At 67.5% G+C, this 16,644-nt stretch carries 13 protein-coding genes and 1 pseudogene; 2 read left to right on the forward strand and 12 right to left on the reverse strand.

Annotation, left to right across the window (positions count from 1 at the left end):
• Positions 1 to 413 precede the first annotated feature (413 nt).
• The 11 genes and pseudogenes from PNO31109_RS21335 to PNO31109_RS21390 all read right to left on the reverse strand — a co-directional run bounded on the left by PNO31109_RS21335 (position 414) and on the right by PNO31109_RS21390 (position 13,724).
• Positions 414 to 1,013 (reverse strand): peroxidase-related enzyme, encoded by a 600-nt coding sequence (locus PNO31109_RS21335; RefSeq protein ID WP_150557447.1) that lies wholly within the window; start codon positions 1,011 to 1,013, stop codon positions 414 to 416.
• Positions 1,010 to 2,886 (reverse strand): annotated as a pseudogene (locus PNO31109_RS21345) (acyl-CoA thioester hydrolase/BAAT C-terminal domain-containing protein). The gene PNO31109_RS21335 and the pseudogene PNO31109_RS21345 overlap by 4 nt, the downstream one beginning before the upstream one ends.
• Positions 2,887 to 2,902: 16 nt before the next feature.
• Positions 2,903 to 4,471, reverse strand: coding sequence for an ABC transporter substrate-binding protein (locus tag PNO31109_RS21350; protein ID WP_150557450.1), 1,569 nt, complete (start codon positions 4,469 to 4,471; stop codon positions 2,903 to 2,905).
• 60 nt (positions 4,472 to 4,531) lie between these two features.
• On the reverse strand, positions 4,532 to 5,530 hold the full coding sequence (locus PNO31109_RS21355) for an ABC transporter ATP-binding protein (protein ID WP_150557468.1): 999 nt from the start codon (positions 5,528 to 5,530) through the stop codon (positions 4,532 to 4,534).
• An 86-nt stretch (positions 5,531 to 5,616) separates the two neighbouring features.
• Positions 5,617 to 6,624: an ABC transporter ATP-binding protein gene (locus PNO31109_RS21360; protein ID WP_370750494.1), complete on the reverse strand. Its 1,008-nt coding sequence runs from the start codon at positions 6,622 to 6,624 to the stop codon at positions 5,617 to 5,619.
• Between the two features lie 8 nt (positions 6,625 to 6,632).
• Positions 6,633 to 7,589, reverse strand: a complete 957-nt coding sequence (locus tag PNO31109_RS21365) for an ABC transporter permease (RefSeq protein WP_150557452.1) — start codon at positions 7,587 to 7,589, stop codon at positions 6,633 to 6,635.
• Positions 7,589 to 8,563, reverse strand: coding sequence for an ABC transporter permease (locus PNO31109_RS21370; RefSeq protein WP_150557453.1), 975 nt, complete (start codon positions 8,561 to 8,563; stop codon positions 7,589 to 7,591). The genes PNO31109_RS21365 and PNO31109_RS21370 overlap by 1 nt, the downstream gene beginning before the upstream one ends.
• Positions 8,560 to 10,089, reverse strand: coding sequence for a flavin-containing monooxygenase (locus PNO31109_RS21375; RefSeq protein ID WP_150557454.1), 1,530 nt, complete (start codon positions 10,087 to 10,089; stop codon positions 8,560 to 8,562). The genes PNO31109_RS21370 and PNO31109_RS21375 overlap by 4 nt, the downstream gene beginning before the upstream one ends.
• Positions 10,086 to 11,066, reverse strand: coding sequence for a LysR family transcriptional regulator (locus tag PNO31109_RS21380; protein WP_150557455.1), 981 nt, complete (start codon positions 11,064 to 11,066; stop codon positions 10,086 to 10,088). The genes PNO31109_RS21375 and PNO31109_RS21380 overlap by 4 nt, the downstream gene beginning before the upstream one ends.
• A 410-nt stretch (positions 11,067 to 11,476) precedes the next feature.
• Positions 11,477 to 13,135 (reverse strand): exonuclease domain-containing protein, encoded by a 1,659-nt coding sequence (locus PNO31109_RS21385; RefSeq protein WP_150557456.1) that lies wholly within the window; start codon positions 13,133 to 13,135, stop codon positions 11,477 to 11,479.
• 52 nt (positions 13,136 to 13,187) lie between these two features.
• On the reverse strand, positions 13,188 to 13,724 hold the full coding sequence (locus PNO31109_RS21390) for a DUF2471 family protein (protein WP_150557457.1): 537 nt from the start codon (positions 13,722 to 13,724) through the stop codon (positions 13,188 to 13,190).
• A gap of 167 nt (positions 13,725 to 13,891) precedes the next feature.
• Here PNO31109_RS21390 and PNO31109_RS21395 point away from each other — a divergent pair, with 167 nt between their 5' ends.
• Positions 13,892 to 14,611 carry a glutathione S-transferase C-terminal domain-containing protein gene (locus PNO31109_RS21395; RefSeq protein ID WP_150557458.1) on the forward strand — a complete coding sequence of 240 codons (720 nt, stop codon included), beginning with the start codon at positions 13,892 to 13,894 and terminating at the stop codon, positions 14,609 to 14,611.
• Positions 14,612 to 14,696: 85 nt separating this feature from the next.
• Here the strand turns inward: PNO31109_RS21395 and PNO31109_RS21400 are convergent, their stop codons facing one another.
• A complete protein-coding gene (locus PNO31109_RS21400; RefSeq protein ID WP_150557459.1) occupies positions 14,697 to 15,875 on the reverse strand; it encodes a GGDEF domain-containing protein in 1,179 nt (392 codons plus the stop codon).
• 306 nt (positions 15,876 to 16,181) lie between these two features.
• Here PNO31109_RS21400 and PNO31109_RS21405 point away from each other — a divergent pair, with 306 nt between their 5' ends.
• Positions 16,182 to 16,607, forward strand: coding sequence for a DUF4019 domain-containing protein (locus PNO31109_RS21405; protein WP_174966494.1), 426 nt, complete (start codon positions 16,182 to 16,184; stop codon positions 16,605 to 16,607).
• Positions 16,608 to 16,644 lie beyond the last annotated feature (37 nt).

Here is a 16,644-nt window from a genome sequence, read left to right on the forward strand (position 1 = left end):
CCACGCCGATGATAGTGCGGATTCCCGTGTGAAAGTAGGTAATCGTCAGGCTCCCCTTAAAAACCCCTTGCCAGGCGCCTGGTAAGGGGTTTTTGCTTTGCAGGGGCGCTTGAGTTTTGCTTTTGCCTGCCTCCGAAAATGAAGCCTCGGTATGCATGGACGACCCCATGCTCGGCACGGGCGCAATGCGCTGGGGGCGACTTTCGACGCCGCAATCTACGCACTCGCCGCGTGGAGCGCGGCCGCTCGGACCGCGCCTTTGTTTCGACGGCGTCTGTCCGGCAGTCGGGGACCTCGAGCTGGCGTCCACCGCACGCAGCAGGCATCGGCGTCAATTGCCGCAGACCACCGGCGGCAAACTACCAACCACTAAGCCAGCAAGACACTAAACCGCTAGGCCACTACCCCCCGTCTCACACCGTAGCCGCCGTGTCCGGAAACACCGGCTCGCCGAGGTTGAGCATGAGCCGGTTGGCCCAGGCGAAGATCGCGATGGAGTGGATCAGGTCGAGGATTTCGGCGTCGGTCAGTCCGACGTCGCGCAGCGCCTGCAGCTGTTCGGCGCGCACGTCGCCCGGTTTCTCCGTCAACGCGATGGAGAACTGCGCGATGGCCTTCTCGCGCGGCGTCGTGCCCGCCGTGCGCGGATCGTCGAACACCTCGCGAATCACGTCATTGCGCTTGGCCAACTGCTCGAAGCGCTGCGCATGCACCGACGCACAATACACGCAGCCATTGATACGCGAGACGACGGTCGTCGACAATTCGCGTTCAGCGCGCGGCATACCGCCCGGCGCGTACATGATGGCGTTGAACGCCGCGGAGCGTTGCCGCAGAATCTCGGGCTGATGCACGAGGAAGAGGTAATAATCCGACGTCTTTGCCTTCGGATGACTTTCCTCGAGCACGGCGATCTGCTCGGGCGTAGCGTTCTCGAGCGTTACGACGTCGAGCCACGCATCCCAGTCCAGCGTCTCGTTGGTGAAACCGTGCGAACGGATGATGTCGCTCATGCTGCCGTCTCCTGCGGGGCCAATTGTCTGAGGGCTTGAAGACCTGCGACCAGACGCGTCTGGTACGACAGGAATGCGACCAACTGCGCGAGTGCGACGATGGCCGGCGTCGTGAGCCCCGCCGCGGGCAGCTTGTGCAGCGCTGCCTTGTCGCCTTCCACGGGATTTTCGATCAACGTGCGCGTGAAGGTCAGCATTGCGCGCAGGCGCGCATCCGTCACATCCTCCGGCTGCCCGGCCTCGACGGCGGCGAGTTGCGCGGCGTCGACAGTATGCCTGGCGAGCTCGGCGCGATAGTGTGCGGCGAGCGACGGCGAAGGCGTCAGACGGCTCGCATAGAGCGCAACGAGCAGACGCTCCACGAGCGAGAGCCCTTCGAGCTTCGGATCGAACAGCCCGTCGTAACTGCCCTGCGTGGCGGCGGCGACCTTCTCGCGCGCGTGTCGCAGCGTATGCGTGGCCGAGCCGACAGCCAGGCCGGCGACGCGATCCACGAGATCATTGGCGATGTCGTAATGGGCGTACTGAGTATTGGCGGTCATGATTGTCCTTGTGATTGAGCGCGTTCGGCCACGGCCCGTGCGAGGAAGGCCAGCACGGCGCGCCACGAACGTTCGTCGGCGATTGCGTTGGCGTCCGGCTGTCCGCCGCCGGTGCTGATCTTGCCGGAGACCGGATGCGCGTAGACGAGCTGCGTCGTCGGCACATACGGAAAGACGATGGCGTGTCCGGCCTTTTCGAAATCGAGATGCTCGACGGCATACGGATGCGAATGCGCCGCCAACCGTTCGGTCACCATTCGCGAATATCGGCTCGAGGGCCACGACCCATCGTCTTCGGCGGAGAGCAGCATGACAGGCCCGCGGATTTTCTCGACGGGGATGCGGGCACGCTCGACGGCCTGTGCATCGTCGAGCGCCGTCAGCATCGCGTTCGTGTGCCGGTGCGGCGGCGGCCCTTCGTCGAACGGCGCCCAGGATGCGGTCCGATTGTTCTCCCAGATGTGCGGCAACGGCTTGCCGTCGAGCAACCACGTCGGCCCTTCGCGGCCGATGGCCGGATCGCAGGCGTTCTGCGCGCTGTGGATCAACGCGCTAGGCACGTAGCCGATCACCGCGCTGACGGCTTCCGGGAAGGTGGCGCCGAGCAGCAGCACCAACTCGCCGCCGCGCGACTGTCCCGAGAGCGCCACGAAATCGTGGGCGGGGCGCACCGTGCGGCGCAGCCAGTCCATGCCCTTCGCGAAGTACTCGAGCGGCGTGTTGGAGATATAGTCGGGCAGGCCCGGTCCTTTGAAGTAGCCGAGCGCGAAGGCCGCGTAGCCATGCGACGCATAGAGCGCGGCGCGCGGCTCGTTGATGCCGCCGCCCGAGCCGTTGAGGATCATGACGGCGGGAAACGGGCCGTCGCCCGGCGGCAGATACAACGTGCCGACGAGCCCGTCTTCGCGCACGTCGCGCCGCGTTACGCCATCGGCGGCGAGGCGTTGCACGAACGACACGCTCGACGGCGCGAAAGCCTCGCCGCCGTCGCCCGCCGCCAGCGCCGTCACCGTGGTGACGAGCGGCCGGGTGACCGGCTGCGCGAACACTTCGCGACTCTTGCCGTCTTCCGGCACCTGCGACCACACGAGCCCCATCGGCGACACGCCCCGATAGCTGCCGCCGATGGGCGCGTCGCGCGTGAGATCGACCACGCCCTGGGCGTCGGCGACGAACGTGGCTTCGGCCTGCCAGAGCACGCCGCCCGCGCGAGGCGTGCTCGCGGCCAGCGTGACGTGCGCGCCCGGCGCGGCGCCTTGCACCACGAGACGGCGCGGCACGTCGATCAGCGCATCGGCAGGCGTCGCCGTGAGAAAGAGCGAAGACGTCATGATTCGGTGCGCCGGCTCACTTGGCGGCCTTGGTCACTTGCATCGCGACGGTGCGATCGCTCGTGAACGGCGTGACCTTCAGGCCCTTACGCGCGGCCCAGATGTTCTGGTAGTGGTACAGCGCGATCACGCCGACGTCGTCCGACACCACCTTCACCGACTGGCGCAGGATCGCTTCGCGCTTGCCCTCGTCGAACTCGGCGGTCGACGCATCGAGCGCCTTGTCCACGGCCGGGTTGCTGTAGTGGCCCCAGTTCGAGGCGCCGAGCCCCTTCTTGGCGTCGACGGTGGCCAGCACGTTCACGAGCGCGTAGCTCGCTTCACCGGTGCCATTGCCCCAGGCGAGCATCGACATGGCGTACTCGTTCTTGTTCGCGCGGCTCGAGTAGACAGCCCAGGGCACCACCTCCACCTGCGTCTTCACGCCGATGCGCGTCCAGAACTGCGCGACTGCCTGCGCCGTTTCCGGGCCCTGCGGATAGCGATCGTTCGGCACGTGCATCGTCAGCTTGAAGCCCTCGGGATAGCCGGCCTCGGCGAGCAGTTTCTTGGCCTGGGCGGCGTCGAACGGAATGTCCTTCACCTCGGGGTTGTAGCCGAACGTGTCCTTCGGCATCCACTGGTTGGCCACACTGGCCGTGCCCTGCATGATGCGCGTGACGATGGCCTCGCGGTTGATGGCGAGCGAGAGCGCGCGGCGCACGCGCACGTCGAGCAGCGGATTCTTGGCGAGCGGCTTGCCGGCGTTGTCGGTGATGTACTGGTTCGAACCCTCGCGGAACGACGGCTGGAGCAGCATCACGCGCAGGCCCGGGTACGGGAACACGGTCACGTTGGGTGACTTCTTCAGGCGAGGGATGTCCGACGCCGAGACCTTGTCGATCACGTCCACGTCACCGGCGAGAAGCGCTGCCGTGCGCGCCGCGGCATTGTTGACGTAGCGGTAGTCGACCTTCTCCCACTCGGACTTGCCGGCCCAATAGTTGTCGTTGCGCACCATCTCGACGCGATCGCCCGGCGTGTACGAAACGTACTTGAACGGGCCGGTGCCGACCATTGCACGCCCGGCGTTGTAGTCGTCGGTGTTCGACTTCTCGCCCACGTGCTTGCTCACGATATGCACCGATGCGAGATTCAGCGGCAGATCGGGATTTGGAATCTTCGTCTTGATGACGAGCGTGAGCGGATCGGGCGCGTTCATCGTGTCGATGGTGCGCAGGTAGCCCGCAAACGTCGCCACGCTGCCCGGCACGTTGCGGGCGCGCTGATACGAATAGATCACGTCGGCAGCGGTGAACGGCTGGCCGTCGTGCCACTTCACGTTCGGGCGCAGCTTGAATTCCCACGTTCTGGCGTCAAGCGCCTTCCACGACACGGCAAGGCCCGGCTGCAGCTTGTTCCACTTGTTCTCGACGAGCAGATCCCAGAAGTGCAGGTCGACCGAGCGGTCGCCCGCATGGTTGTTGAGCTGCGGATCGAGCGAGGACAGCGGGTCGGCAAAGGCGATGCGCAGCGTCTGGGCGGAGGCCGCGGCGCTCGTCGCGAGCAATGCGGCTGCCAGCGAGGACAACAAGAAGCGTTTCATTATGAATCCTGGTCGTTGATGAGTGAAAGAAGGTGCAGACGTCGCGCGTCCGCGGGCATATCAGGCGTCGTTCAGGTGACAGGCGCTCACATGGTTGACGGCCACGCCGCGCAGCGTGGGCGCTTGCGTGCGGCACCGCGGCATGGCATGCGGACATCGCGGGTGGAAGTGGCAACCGCCCGGCGGCGCGATCGGGCTCGGGATCTCGCCGCGGATCGCCGAGAACGTCTTGTGACGCACGTCGATGCGCGGAATCTCGGCGAGCAGCGCCTGCGTGTACGGGTGGTTTGCGCGGCGAAAGACTTCCTCGACCGGCGCGCTCTCCACGATGCGCCCCAGATACATGATCACCACGCGATCGGACAGGTGTTCGACCACGCCCAGGTCATGGCTGATGAATACGTAGGTGAGACGCAGTTGCTCGCGCAGGTCCATGAACAGATTGAGAATCTGCGCCTGAATCGACACGTCGAGCGCGGCGACGGCTTCGTCGCACACGAGCAGATCCGGCGCAACGGCCAGCGCCCGCGCAATGCCGATGCGCTGGCGCTGCCCGCCGCTGAACTGATGCGGATACCGGTGGCGCAGCGCCGGATCGAGGCCGGCGCGCTGCAGTTGGGCGCTCACGTAGTCGTCGAAGCCCGCCCGGTCGGTCAGGCCATGCACGAGTGCGCCTTCGCCGACGATGCGGTCGATGCGCAGCCGCGGGTTGAGGCTCGCGTAGGGGTCCTGGAAGATCATCTGGATCTTCAGGCGCGCGTCGCGCCGTTGCTCGGCGGACAGCGATCCGGCCGGACGGCCATGAATCTGGATTTCGCCGGACGACGGCTCGAGCAGTCCGGCGAGCATGCGCCCGAGCGTGGATTTGCCGCATCCCGACTCGCCGACCAGGCCGACGACCTCGCCCGGCTTGACGATCAGATCGACGTTATCGACGGCGCGCACCACGGCCGGCGCACGCCCGAGGCCCGCGCGCTCGAGCAGACGTCCGGCAGGGCCCACGCGACGCTCGCCAAAGCGCTTGCTCACGCCGCGCAGCGACACGATCGGTGTCGGCAACGTCGCGCTCGGGCTGTTCGACTTGCCGTGGCCGGCATTCCCAACCTGGCCGGGCTGGCCGTGGCGACTTTGGGACAGCGGCGAATTCATACCATCTCCTTGTGCAGCGCGGCGCCCGGGTGGAAGCACCGCACGAGGCGGCCCGGCGACGTCTGCGTGATCTCGGGCCGCTGCGCGCACGCCGCGCTTGCATACGCGCAGCGCGAGGCGAACGCACAGCCGGCCGGCATGGCGAGCAGGTTCGGCGTCATGCCCGGAATCTGGCGCAGGCGCTGGCCGCGCTTGTTCAGGCTCGGCAAGCTGCCGATGAGGCCGGCCGTATAGGGGTGCTGCGGCGCGTCGAGCACTGCGTCGACGGTGCCTTGCTCGACGATGCGGCCCGCGTACATCACGGCGACCGTGTCGGCCAGACCCGCCACGACCGACAGGTCGTGGGTGATCCAGATGAGCGCCGTGCCGTGCTGACGCGAGAGTTTCTGCACTTCCGAGAGGATCTGCGCCTGGATCGTGACGTCGAGTGCAGTGGTCGGCTCATCCGCGATGATCAGATCCGGGCGATGGAGCATCGCGATGGCAATCGCCACGCGCTGGCGCATGCCGCCCGAGAGTTGATGCGGATACGCGCGCAGGCGCTCGTCCGGACTCGGAATGCCCATCATGCCCAGCGTGTCGCGCGCCAGATCGCGCGCCTGCGACTTCGATACGCGCTGATGCGCACGTACCGCCTCGATCATCTGCATGTCGACGCGCAACACCGGGTTGAGCGTCATCATCGGATCCTGAAAGATCATTGCGATGCGGTTGCCTTGCAGGTGGCGCAACTCCGCGGGCGACAGGCGCGTGAGGTCGCGCCCCTGAAAGAGCACTTCGCCGCCGACGATGCGGCCCGGAGCGTCGACCAGCCCCATGATCGAGAAGCCGGTCACGGACTTGCCGGACCCCGACTCGCCGACCAGGCCCATGATGTGGCCGGGCGGCAGCGAGAACGACACGTCGTCGACGGCGGGAAGCGTGCCCGCGCGCGTGATGAACTGGGTGCGCAGATTGCGCACCTCCAGCGTCAGCGCACGCGACGTGGAGGATGGAGAAGACACGGCGCCGCTCATTTCTGCAACCTCGGATTGAACACGTCGCGCAGGCGGTCGCCCACGAGATTGATGGCGACGACCGTGAGCAGCAGCGCAAGGCCGGGATACACGCTGATCCAGTATTCGCCGGAGAGCATCGTCTGATAGCCATTGGCGATGAGCAGCCCCAGCGACGGCTCGGTGATCGGCACGCCCAGGCCGAGGAACGATAGCGTGGCTTCGAGCGTGATGGCGCGCGCGACCTGCAGCGAGCCCACCACGATGAGCGGCGGCAGGCAGTTCGGCAGAATGTGGCCGAGCACGATGCGCCAGTTCGGAATGGCCTGGCAGCGCGCGGCTTCCACATATTCGCGGCGCGACTCCACGAGCGCCTGCCCGCGCGCCGTGCGCGCGAAGTACGCCCATTCGAGCACCACCAGTGTGAGCACCACGTTGCCGATGCCCTTGCCGACGTAGGCGAGGATCATCAGCGCGACGAGAATCGACGGGAACGACAGCAGCAGATCGACGAGGCGCATGATGGACGCGTCGACGCGCCCGCCGGCATACGCCGCCACGAGACCGAGGATCGTGCCGAGGATGCCGGCGATGAGCGCCGAGCCGACACCGACGCCGAGACTGATGCGCAGACCGTAGACGATGCCGGAGAGCAGGTCGCGGCCCTGACCATCGGTGCCGAGCCAGTAGGTATACGTGGCCGCGCCGTTGGCGGCGAGCGGCGGCAGACGCGCGTCCATCACGTCGAGTTGCATCAGGTCATACGGATTCTGCGGTGTGATCCACGGCGCGGCGAGCGCGGCGGCCACCAGCACCACGAGCAGCACGAGTCCGAGCACGGCGCTCTTCGAGCGCAGGAACTCCCGCATGCCTTGCTGCCAGGGCGACTCGCGGCGCGTCGGGACCGGCTCGGCGACGAAGGCCGCCGCCGGCTGGCCGCCGGGCGAGGAATGAGAGGGCGGATTGAGCGGCATCAGGCGGCGGCCTCCACGCGCACTCGTGGATCGAGCCACTTGTAGAGCACGTCCACGATCAGGTTGAGCGATACGAACAGGCACACCACCACGATGAGATACGCCACGATCACGGGGCGGTCGAGCGAGTTGATGCTGTCGAGAATGAGCTTGCCGGCGCCGGGCCAGGCGAACACGCTTTCGGTGACCACGGCGAAGGCGATGGTCGAGCCGAATTCGATGCCGAGCACGGTGACCAGCGGAATCAGCGTGTTGCGCAGCACGTGCACGAGCACCACGCGCAGCGGCGAGAGCCCCTTGGCGCGCGCGAACTTCACGAAGTCCTGCGGCAGCACTTCGGCGACGCCCGCACGCGTGAGGCGCAGTACCAGCGAAATCTTGAACAGCGCGAGATTGAGCGCGGGCAGGATCAGGTGACGCAGACCATCGGCGGTGAGAAACGACCATTCCACGCCGAACACGCGCACCGTCTCGCCCCGCCCGCTCGCCGGCAGCACGCCCAGGTGCACCGAGAAGAACATGATGAGCATGAGGCCGACCCAGAACGTGGGCAGCGAGAAGCCGACGATGCTGCCCGTCATGAGCAGCTTCGAGATCGGGTTGCGCGGATAGAGACCGGCGAACAGGCCGAGCGGAATGCCGATGAACACCGCGAGCACGAGCGCGGCGAAGGCCAGTTCGAGCGTGGCGGGCAGGCGCTGCAGGATCAGCTCGATGGCCGGCACGTTGTACACGAAACTGTTGCCGAGCTCGCCGCGCAGCGCGCCGCCGACGAAGGACAGGTACTGGCGCCACAACGGCTGGTCGAGGCCGAGCTGCGCGATGATCCGCGCGCGATCGACCTGATCGACGTCCTGTCCGATCAGAATGTCGACCGGATTGCCGATGGCGTGCAGGCCGACGAACACGATGAGCGTCATCAGCCAGACGACGAACACCGCCTGCAGCACGCGACGCAGAATCCACGCGCTCATGCCGTGTGCTCCCTGCCGGCTTCGGCGTCGGCTTCGGCTTCGGCGTCGGCTTCGGCAACGGACGACGGCGATGGCACGGCGGGCGGCGGTGGGGCCGGCGTCCACTCGTCGCCGTAGACTTCGGGCTCGGCGTAGGCTTCCATGTTCGCGTAGTGATGTTCGACGTCCTCGCGATAGAACGTGCCGGCGAGCGCCTGCGCCAGGCGCTTCGCGCCTTCGCTCACGGCCGGAATGTCGCCCGAGAGCGCGCCGTGCGAGAGCGTGGCAGGCGCGCAGAAGCAATGGATGCGCTCGAGACCGGGGCAGGTGCCGGGTGTCTTTTCGAGAAACTCGAAGGCCGGGCCGAGGTCCGGGGAGTCGGACAGCTCGACGTCTTCGTCGCCGGCAGGCGGCGTGTAGCGATCGCTCCACTTACGCACGAATCCGGCGAAAGACGCGAACTCGGGGCGGCCGGCGATATCGATGCGAAAGCCGGTGGCGAACACGAGGAAGTCGAGCACGAAGGTGCCTTTCGCGGTGCGCACGTGCAGGACGTCGCCGAGCGGGGTGACGCCGAGAATCGGCGCGCCGAGATTGAAGCGCGCGTTCTCGTGGCGCGACACGCGCAGCGTGCTGCCGCGCGGCGGCGGGACCTGCTGCACGTTGATGTAGTGACGGATGCGCCACTTCCATTCGTCGGGCAGGTTGACATGGCCATGCGTGAGGCCCGGATTGCCGGCCCCTTTGCCCTTGTTGACGCGCGGAATGTCGGCGCGGCGAATCAGCAGGTCGACGCTGGCCGCGCCGGCTTCGAGCGCCGTCGCGGCGCTGTCCATCGCCGACGCGCCCGCGCCGATCACGCCCACGCGCTTGCCGCGCAGCGTGCCGTAGTCCATGACGTCCGACGAGTGCGCCCAGAAGCGGCGCGGCAAATCGCGAGCGAAGGCCGGCACGCTCGGCCCGCCGAGACCGTCGCGGCCCGTGGCGAGCACCACGTGGCGCGCGTAGACCGTCTGCTCGCCTTCGGGCGACACGATCGACAGCGCCACAACACCGTCGGCGCCAAGCGGCGTCACGGCCGTCACGCGATGTTCGTTGCGCACATCGATGGCGAGCACCTCGCGATACCAGCGCAGATAGTCCATCCACTGCAGACGCGGGATCTTGTCGAGCGCCTCCCACGCGTCGAGGCCGAACTGGGCTTCGAACCAGGCGCGGAACGTGAGCGCGGGCAGGCCGAGCGCGGGGCCGGTCAACTGCTTGGGCGAGCGCAGCGTTTCCATGCGCGCGGTCGTGGCCCAGGGACCCTCGAAGCCGCGCGGCGACTGGTCGAAGATCACGGCGCCAACGCCGAGATGCGCAAGCGACGCGGCGGCCGCGAGCCCCGCCATGCCGCCGCCGATGATGGCGACGTCGAGCACGGGCTGGTCGCGGAACGTGCGCTCGGGCACCCAGCGCCGGGCGGGCAGTTCGAGCCAGGCGAGGTCCTGGCGCAGACGCGCTTCGAGCGCGCGCAGGCCGGTGGCGGATGTCGGGGACTGGGTCATGACGACGAGGCTTCCTTGGGTGCGGGCAAATCGCCGTAGAGCGACTGCAGGACTTGGGCGTGTTCGGTGGCGGCGCGCCGCGCGAAGTCGGGCAGCAACTGGCGCGCGGCCTCGGCGAGGGCGTCCACGAAGGCGAGGGCGGCGGGCGACGGCTCGCGCGCGTCGCGCGTGATCACGCCGAAGAAAAACGGGATGTGCGCATCGATGGGCCGCACGGCCACGCCGTCGAGCGGCAGTCCGTAGGCCGTCACGGGTTCGAGCACGGCCACGCCGAGGCCGGCGCGCACGGCGCTCATGGCGTTGATCGACGCGTTGGTTTCGATGAGACCCACCGGCGTCACGCCGGCTTGCGAGAAGGCCTGATCGAGACGTCGGCGCAGGCGGTAGGGATTCTGCATGGTGATGATGCGCCGCCCCGCGCATGCGGCGAGCGGTAGGCGGTCGTGTCCGGCGAGCGGATCGTCGCTGCGCACGGCTGCCACACACGCCGATTCGCCGATCCAGTGCACCACGATGCCGCGATGTTCGAGCGGCAGGCTCGTCACGCCGATGTCGGCCGCGCCGGTGAGTACCGCGTGCACGACCTGTTCGGGCGAGGTACTGCGCATCTGGACCTGAGCCGTGTCGTGCGCGAGGCCCGGCCGCGCAAGCGCTGCCGGCACGAGCCCGGCCGCCAGTGCCGACGTGGCGGCCACGTGCAGCGGCCGGCGCTGGCCGCGCGCGATTTCGTCGGCGCGGGCGCGAATCTGCTGCAGTCCGGCCAGCACGTGCTCGACGTCTTCGAACAACAGAAAGCCTTGCTCGGTCGGCGTGACGCGCGGCCCGCTGCGCGCGAACAGGGCGTAGCCGATTTCGGCCTCCAGCTCCTGAATCATGCGTGTGATGGCAGGCTGCGAGCGCCCGAGCAGACGCCCGGCGGCCGTGACGCTACCGGTCGACATGACTGCCGCGAAGGCTTCGAGTTGTCGTAGTTCCATCTGGCTGTCTGTGGCGACGAGGGTGAGTGCGGCGGCCGTGGGGAAGGGCGCCCCGCACGGACGGCAGGTTGGGCGCGCCTACGGCACCCACCCCGCGTGACGCATGCGCCGCCCCTCGACGTCGACGACGCCACGGCGCTGACCCCGCCGACCGCGCTGTATTCGGATTGCGTATTCTTCGATCTTTAGCATGCGTCTTGCAAATACTTAATATTTATATGCTCATGCCTGGGCGTGCAAAGGCGGGTTTTGCCTAGGTGACGGCGGAGAGAAATAAATAGCGGCCAATAGTGTCGAATAGTGCCCAATAGCGCCGAATGGCGGTGGAAAGGGAGATCGCCCTGCGGGCGTCAATGAGCGTCAATGAGCGTCAATGGGCGCCAATGTGCGTCCATGGGCGTTCATGGAGGTCAACGGGCGTCGAACGGCAGTCGGTACTGGGCGGGATTTTCGGGGCGTGGCGGCCGGCGCCGCAGCAGCGCCGGGTGATGCGGCTTTGCGGGTGTCGCCTCGGGCGGCTCGTCCGGGGTGAGGCGAAACGCGGGACGCGTCAGCCGCCACACGGCGAGCGGTGCGAGGCCGCCCGCCGTGCTTGCCGCGGCGCTGTCCTGTGCGAGCGAGGCGGCAAGGCGCCGTCCGAGCAGGCGATGGATATCGGGGTCGAAACCCGTGACGGCCGGCATGTCGTCGAGAAGTGCATCGAGCGCCGCTTGCGACGTTACGCTGCCCAGGTATTGCCAGCGGTCGATGACGTGATATTCGACCTCCGGGCCACCGTCAGCCGCGCCGGACGTGCTGCGTTCCTCGATGGCGATGGGGCCCTCGAACGGCCAGGTCTCCAGATGCATCGCGCACAGGGCCTCGCGCATGCGCGAGGTGTGGGCATCGAGCGGCGCCTCGCCGACGCACACGCCGTCGCATCGCTTCACCTGATAGCCGAAGCATGGCCGGCCCGCCGCGACCGTCTCCAGCCCGAGCTGCGCGCAGCACAGCCGATGCTCGTCGGCCAGCGCGCGCAGTGCGCTCTGGGCGCTGTTGCGCGACGTGAACGTGCCGTACAACGTGTCGGCGCTCGCGAAGTCGAGCGTCTTCGCATTGACGAGTTGCGGCGTGTCGTCCTCTGGGCGGAGCTGCCAGCTATAGAGGCTCGACGCGCGGCGCAGCAGCCGGTTGTGAACCGGTTTCAGCTGTTTGACCAGTTGCGACTCGAGCAGCAGCGCGCCAAGCTCGCCCGCCGTGCGCCGCGCTTGCACGCGACGGATCTCCTGCGAGATGCGCAGGTCCTTGGCCACCTGGTGATCGCCGGAGAAGTGCGCGCGCACGCGCGCGCGGATATCGACGCTCTTGCCGACGTAGAGCAGCGTGTCGCCTTCGCCGTAGAAAAGATACACGCCGGGACCATTGGGCAGTGCGTCGATCGCTTCGTCGGGCAGTTGTGGCGGCTGGCTCGATCGTTTCGTGACGCGCTGCACCGCCTGCCCGATCAGTTCGGGCGAGTAGATCGTGTGCAGTTTCTGCCAGAACTGCCACAGCAGATCGGCATCGGCCAGCGCCCGGTGGCGCCCGAGCGGCGCGAGGCCGAAGCGCGCGATGAGGGCGTCCAGGCCATGCCTGGCGGCCGACGGAAACAGCAGGCGTGACAGACGCACGGTGCATAGCACATCCGCCTGAAAGCGGATGCCCGCGCGCTTGAACTCGTTCTTTAGAAAGCCGTAGTCGAAGCGCGCGTTATGCGCCACGAACAGCTTGCCGTGCAGCCGCTCCGCGAGGCCCTCGGCCAGCGTGGCGAACGATGGCTGCCCACGCACCATGTCGTTCGTGATGCCGGTCAACTGCTGGATGAAGGGAGGAATCGGGGCGCAGGGGTCGAGCAGGGTGCTCCATGGTTCCACGCCGTGCGGCCCGACCTCGACCACGCCGATTTCGGTGACGCGATCGTCGAGCGCATTGCCGCCGGTCGTCTCCAGATCGACGAAAACCATGGGCGCGGGCAGCGAACGCGCGAGCGCGTCGGGGTCGACCGCTTCGGGCGCGGCATTCGTGGGTTCGGATTCGACGGCGTTTTCCATCAACTTGCTGTGTGTTGCTCCCGGACGCCGTAGCGCCCGCGTATCGTGCCGCTCAGGACGCCCGCGCCGTGCATTGCGGGCCGCCGGCAAGCGCGCTGGACGGGGGCGGTGCGGCAGACCCGGCGCGGTGGTGTGCCGCGGCCTCGTCCGCGTGCAGGTCCTCGCCGGCGAACGCGGCGACGATGGCACGGAACACGGCGGGTGTCGGCGCGTCGGGCCACTGCAGGTCGACCGGCGCGTCGAGCGCCGGCAGTTCCCCGGCGCGGCGCAGGGCCTCGTCGCCGGGAAGACGCAGCACGCTCGCCAGCACCCAGGCTTCGTGCCGGGCGTGCAGGCCGAGATCGGCTTCCGCCTCGTCCGCGATGGCAAGCAGCGTGCGCCAGTCCAGCCCGACGGCCGGCGCATAGGCGCGCGCTGTCTCTGCATGGGTGGGGCCGGAACCGGCGGTGGAGGCGGAGGCATCTCCCGCGAATGTGTCCTGCCCGGTCAGACGGCGACGCTCGTAACGAGCGGCGATCTCGCGCACGATGCCGGCAAGGTCGCGTTCGGCGGCGCTCAGCGCCAGTTGATCCCAGTCGATGATTTCCATAAGACGTTCCTCGATTGGGTAACATGATACTGTATAAATCCACAGTGTGCTTGTCACGTAGCCGGGCCCCACGTGCGTTGCCTTCGCCCCACGGCGCGCCGCTTCTCGACGCGCAATCGTCCCGTGTAATACTCTGCGCCATTCCCAACGCACAGGAGCTGCCTCCGATGTTGACCCTGTACACCTTTGGCCCCGCCTTCGGCATGCCCGACGCCAGTCCGTTCGTGGTGAAGGCCGAGATGCTGCTCAAGCTGGCCGGGCTGCCCTATCGCACCGACCGCAGCGGATTCCGGCGCGCTCCCAAGGGCAAGTTGCCGTATATCGACGACGGCGGGCAGATCGTGGCCGACTCGACGCTGATCCGGCTGCACATCGAACGCAAGTACGGATTCGATTTCGACGCGGGACTCACGCCCGAGCAACGCGGCGCGGCATGGATGTTCGAAAAGGCGCTGGAGGACCACTTCTACTGGCATGTGGTGCAGGCGCGCTGGTGCGACGACGGGAATTTCGCCAGGGGACCGGCGTCGTTCTTCAAGGCGATTCCCTGGCCGGTGCGCCCCCTCGTACAGACGCTCATTCGCCGCAAGATCCGCGGCACGCTGCATGGGCAGGGCACGTCGCGCTTCACGCCCCAGGAGCAGTCGCAAATCCTCGCGCGCGGCGCACAGGCGGCCGCGGAACTACTCGGCGACAAACCGTATTTCTTTGGAGACAAGCCATGCGGCGCGGACGCCACGGCCTTCGGTTTCATCGCGAGCGCGGTGTCGCCGCACTTCGAGATGACGCTGCGGCACGAGACCGAAAAGCACGCAAACCTGAGCGCATACGTGCAGCGCATGCGCGCCGAGTTCTTCCCGGACGGCTCGGACGGCTCGGCGAAGTGAGCGCGGTGCCGACACGGGGGCGTGGAGCACCGGGAGGGCCAAGTCGCGTGCGGCGCCGTAGCCGGGGCGGCCCGGCGGCGTGGGCTCAGCCCGCCTCGGGGGCCGTTTCGTCGTTGGACAACACGTCGGAGAGCACCAGATTGCGACCCGAGATCTTGGCGGCATACAGCGCGCGATCGGCGCGCATGCACAGCGCTTCCAGGCTCTCGTGCTCGTGCCACGTGGCCACGCCGCCGCTCAGCGTGTAGTGGCAGACGCCGAACGGCCCGGCCACCAGATGGTGGCTCGCCTGAGTGCGCAGACGCTCGGCGATGCGAATCGCTCCCGGGGTATCGGTGCCGGGCAGCAGCACGGCGAATTCCTCTCCGCCCAGACGCCCGAAAACGTCGCCCTCGCGCAGACTGTCGCGCACGAGCTTCACGAACTCGCGCAGGACCGTGTCGCCTCCCGCGTGACCATGTGTGTCGTTGATCTGCTTGAAGTGATCGAGATCGATGACGATGATCGATAGCGGCCAGCCGCGCGCCAGGGCGCGTCCCATTTCCTGGCGAGCCAGCAGGTCGAAGTGCTTGCGCGAGAGCGCCCCCGTCAGATAGTCGCGATTGGCGGCCTCCTCGGCCGTGGCAAGCATGGCGTCGTGAATCATCAGCACCGAGCCCATCGTCATCGCGGGCATCACGATCGTGCCGATGGTCAGCATGACGGCATTGAACGTTGTCGGGGCGAATACCTCGGGCCCGGGAGCGGGCGCCATGCCGAAGATCAGGCCTCGTATCGCATGACCGATGGCGAACGCCGTTGCCAGACCTGCGGTGAGCCAATAGTTGTACGGGTGCCGGCGCGGCGGGATGTGCCGCACGATCAGCACGGCCGTGGCGAGCAGGACCGCCGCGTGGAAAGCGGAGACGACGACGACGCGCGCCTGCGGATTGTGGCTCCCATAGGACCAGAACAGGATGGCGGCCGCAAGCAGGCCCAGCGACGCCCCGAGCGTATGCCATTGCGGCGGCTGCCCGAGAAAGCGCGCGCAGCCCGCGTAATAGAGCAGCAAGCCGCCCGCGAGCGTGACGTTGGCAACGGGAATCGAGAGGAAGTCCGGCACGGTGCCGCGCAGGGCGAAGAGCGGCAGGGCCACGAGCACCGCGACGTTGGCGCCGCACCATTCACGAACGCCCGCCACGCGCGAGCGCAGCAGCGAGCCCACGATCAGCAACATCATGAAGCTGAGCAGTGAGGTGATCGCGAGCAGGGACGTCGTCAACATGATGATGACAGCGGGGGGAGCGGCATGTGTTCGTGCATTGTAATGTACGCCGCATGGCAGCGTTACAGCGTGACACCATGGCAGCGCGAGAAGGCGCTGCACCAGTAGAATGCACGGGTGCGTCCATCCGGTTTCCAGGAGCCTGCGTCAATGCCGTTGTTTCGCTTTTCCCGACATGCTCGCCTTTCCGGCGACTTTCGTTCCTCGCTCGCGTCGCGTTGGCCGCGTTCGCGCTCGTTTTACCCGCGGACGCTCGCATTCGGCGCCGCCGCGTTGGTAATGGCGTTGGCGCACGCACAGGAGCCAATGCAGCGGCGCTCCGCGCAGCCGCCGCTGTTTGCCGCGCCGGCGAGCAATGCCACCGCGCCCGCGACCGATATCAATCGCGACGTGCGCCCGGCCCTCGAGGCGGCGAATCTGTGGCTGGGGCTCGTCGACGTCAATCGCGCGGCACAAAGCTGGCAGCAGGCCGCACCGGTGTTCCAGCGCGCGATTTCGGCCCAGGCGTGGGCCGACAACCTGCAAGTCGCGCGAACGCCGCTGGGCAAGGTCAAGTCGCGCAAAACGAACGACGCCGTCTTCACGCGCACCATTCCCGGCCAACCCGACGGCGAGTATGTGGTGATCCAGTACGACACCGTGTTCGAGCACAAGGCCGAAGCCCACGAAATGGTCACGATGGTCTTCGGCGTGGATGGGCGCTGGCGCGTCGCCGGTTATCTGGTGAGATAGGTTTGCGGCGCCGTCTTCGCGGCCCGGGAAAAGCGCC

Source organism: Pandoraea nosoerga (assembly GCF_902459585.1).
Classification (GTDB): Bacteria; Pseudomonadota; Gammaproteobacteria; order Burkholderiales; family Burkholderiaceae; genus Pandoraea; species Pandoraea nosoerga.

What these genes read in the sequence shown, in the direction of transcription:
- PNO31109_RS21335 (WP_150557447.1), bottom strand. Translation starts at nt 1,013, where the DNA reads ATGAGCGACATCATCCGTTCGCACGGTTTCACCAACGAGACGCTGGAC.
- PNO31109_RS21350 (WP_150557450.1), bottom strand. Translation starts at nt 4,471, where the DNA reads ATGAAACGCTTCTTGTTGTCCTCGCTGGCAGCCGCATTGCTCGCGACG.
- PNO31109_RS21365 (WP_150557452.1), bottom strand. Translation starts at nt 7,589, where the DNA reads ATGCCGCTCAATCCGCCCTCTCATTCCTCGCCCGGCGGCCAGCCGGCG.
- PNO31109_RS21370 (WP_150557453.1), bottom strand. Translation starts at nt 8,563, where the DNA reads ATGAGCGCGTGGATTCTGCGTCGCGTGCTGCAGGCGGTGTTCGTCGTC.
- PNO31109_RS21375 (WP_150557454.1), bottom strand. Translation starts at nt 10,089, where the DNA reads ATGACCCAGTCCCCGACATCCGCCACCGGCCTGCGCGCGCTCGAAGCG.
- PNO31109_RS21380 (WP_150557455.1), bottom strand. Translation starts at nt 11,066, where the DNA reads ATGGAACTACGACAACTCGAAGCCTTCGCGGCAGTCATGTCGACCGGT.
- PNO31109_RS21385 (WP_150557456.1), bottom strand. Translation starts at nt 13,135, where the DNA reads ATGGAAAACGCCGTCGAATCCGAACCCACGAATGCCGCGCCCGAAGCG.
- PNO31109_RS21390 (WP_150557457.1), bottom strand. Translation starts at nt 13,724, where the DNA reads ATGGAAATCATCGACTGGGATCAACTGGCGCTGAGCGCCGCCGAACGC.
- PNO31109_RS21395 (WP_150557458.1), top strand. Translation starts at nt 13,892, where the DNA reads ATGTTGACCCTGTACACCTTTGGCCCCGCCTTCGGCATGCCCGACGCC.
- PNO31109_RS21400 (WP_150557459.1), bottom strand. Translation starts at nt 15,875, where the DNA reads ATGTTGACGACGTCCCTGCTCGCGATCACCTCACTGCTCAGCTTCATG.
- PNO31109_RS21405 (WP_174966494.1), top strand. Translation starts at nt 16,182, where the DNA reads ATGCAGCGGCGCTCCGCGCAGCCGCCGCTGTTTGCCGCGCCGGCGAGC.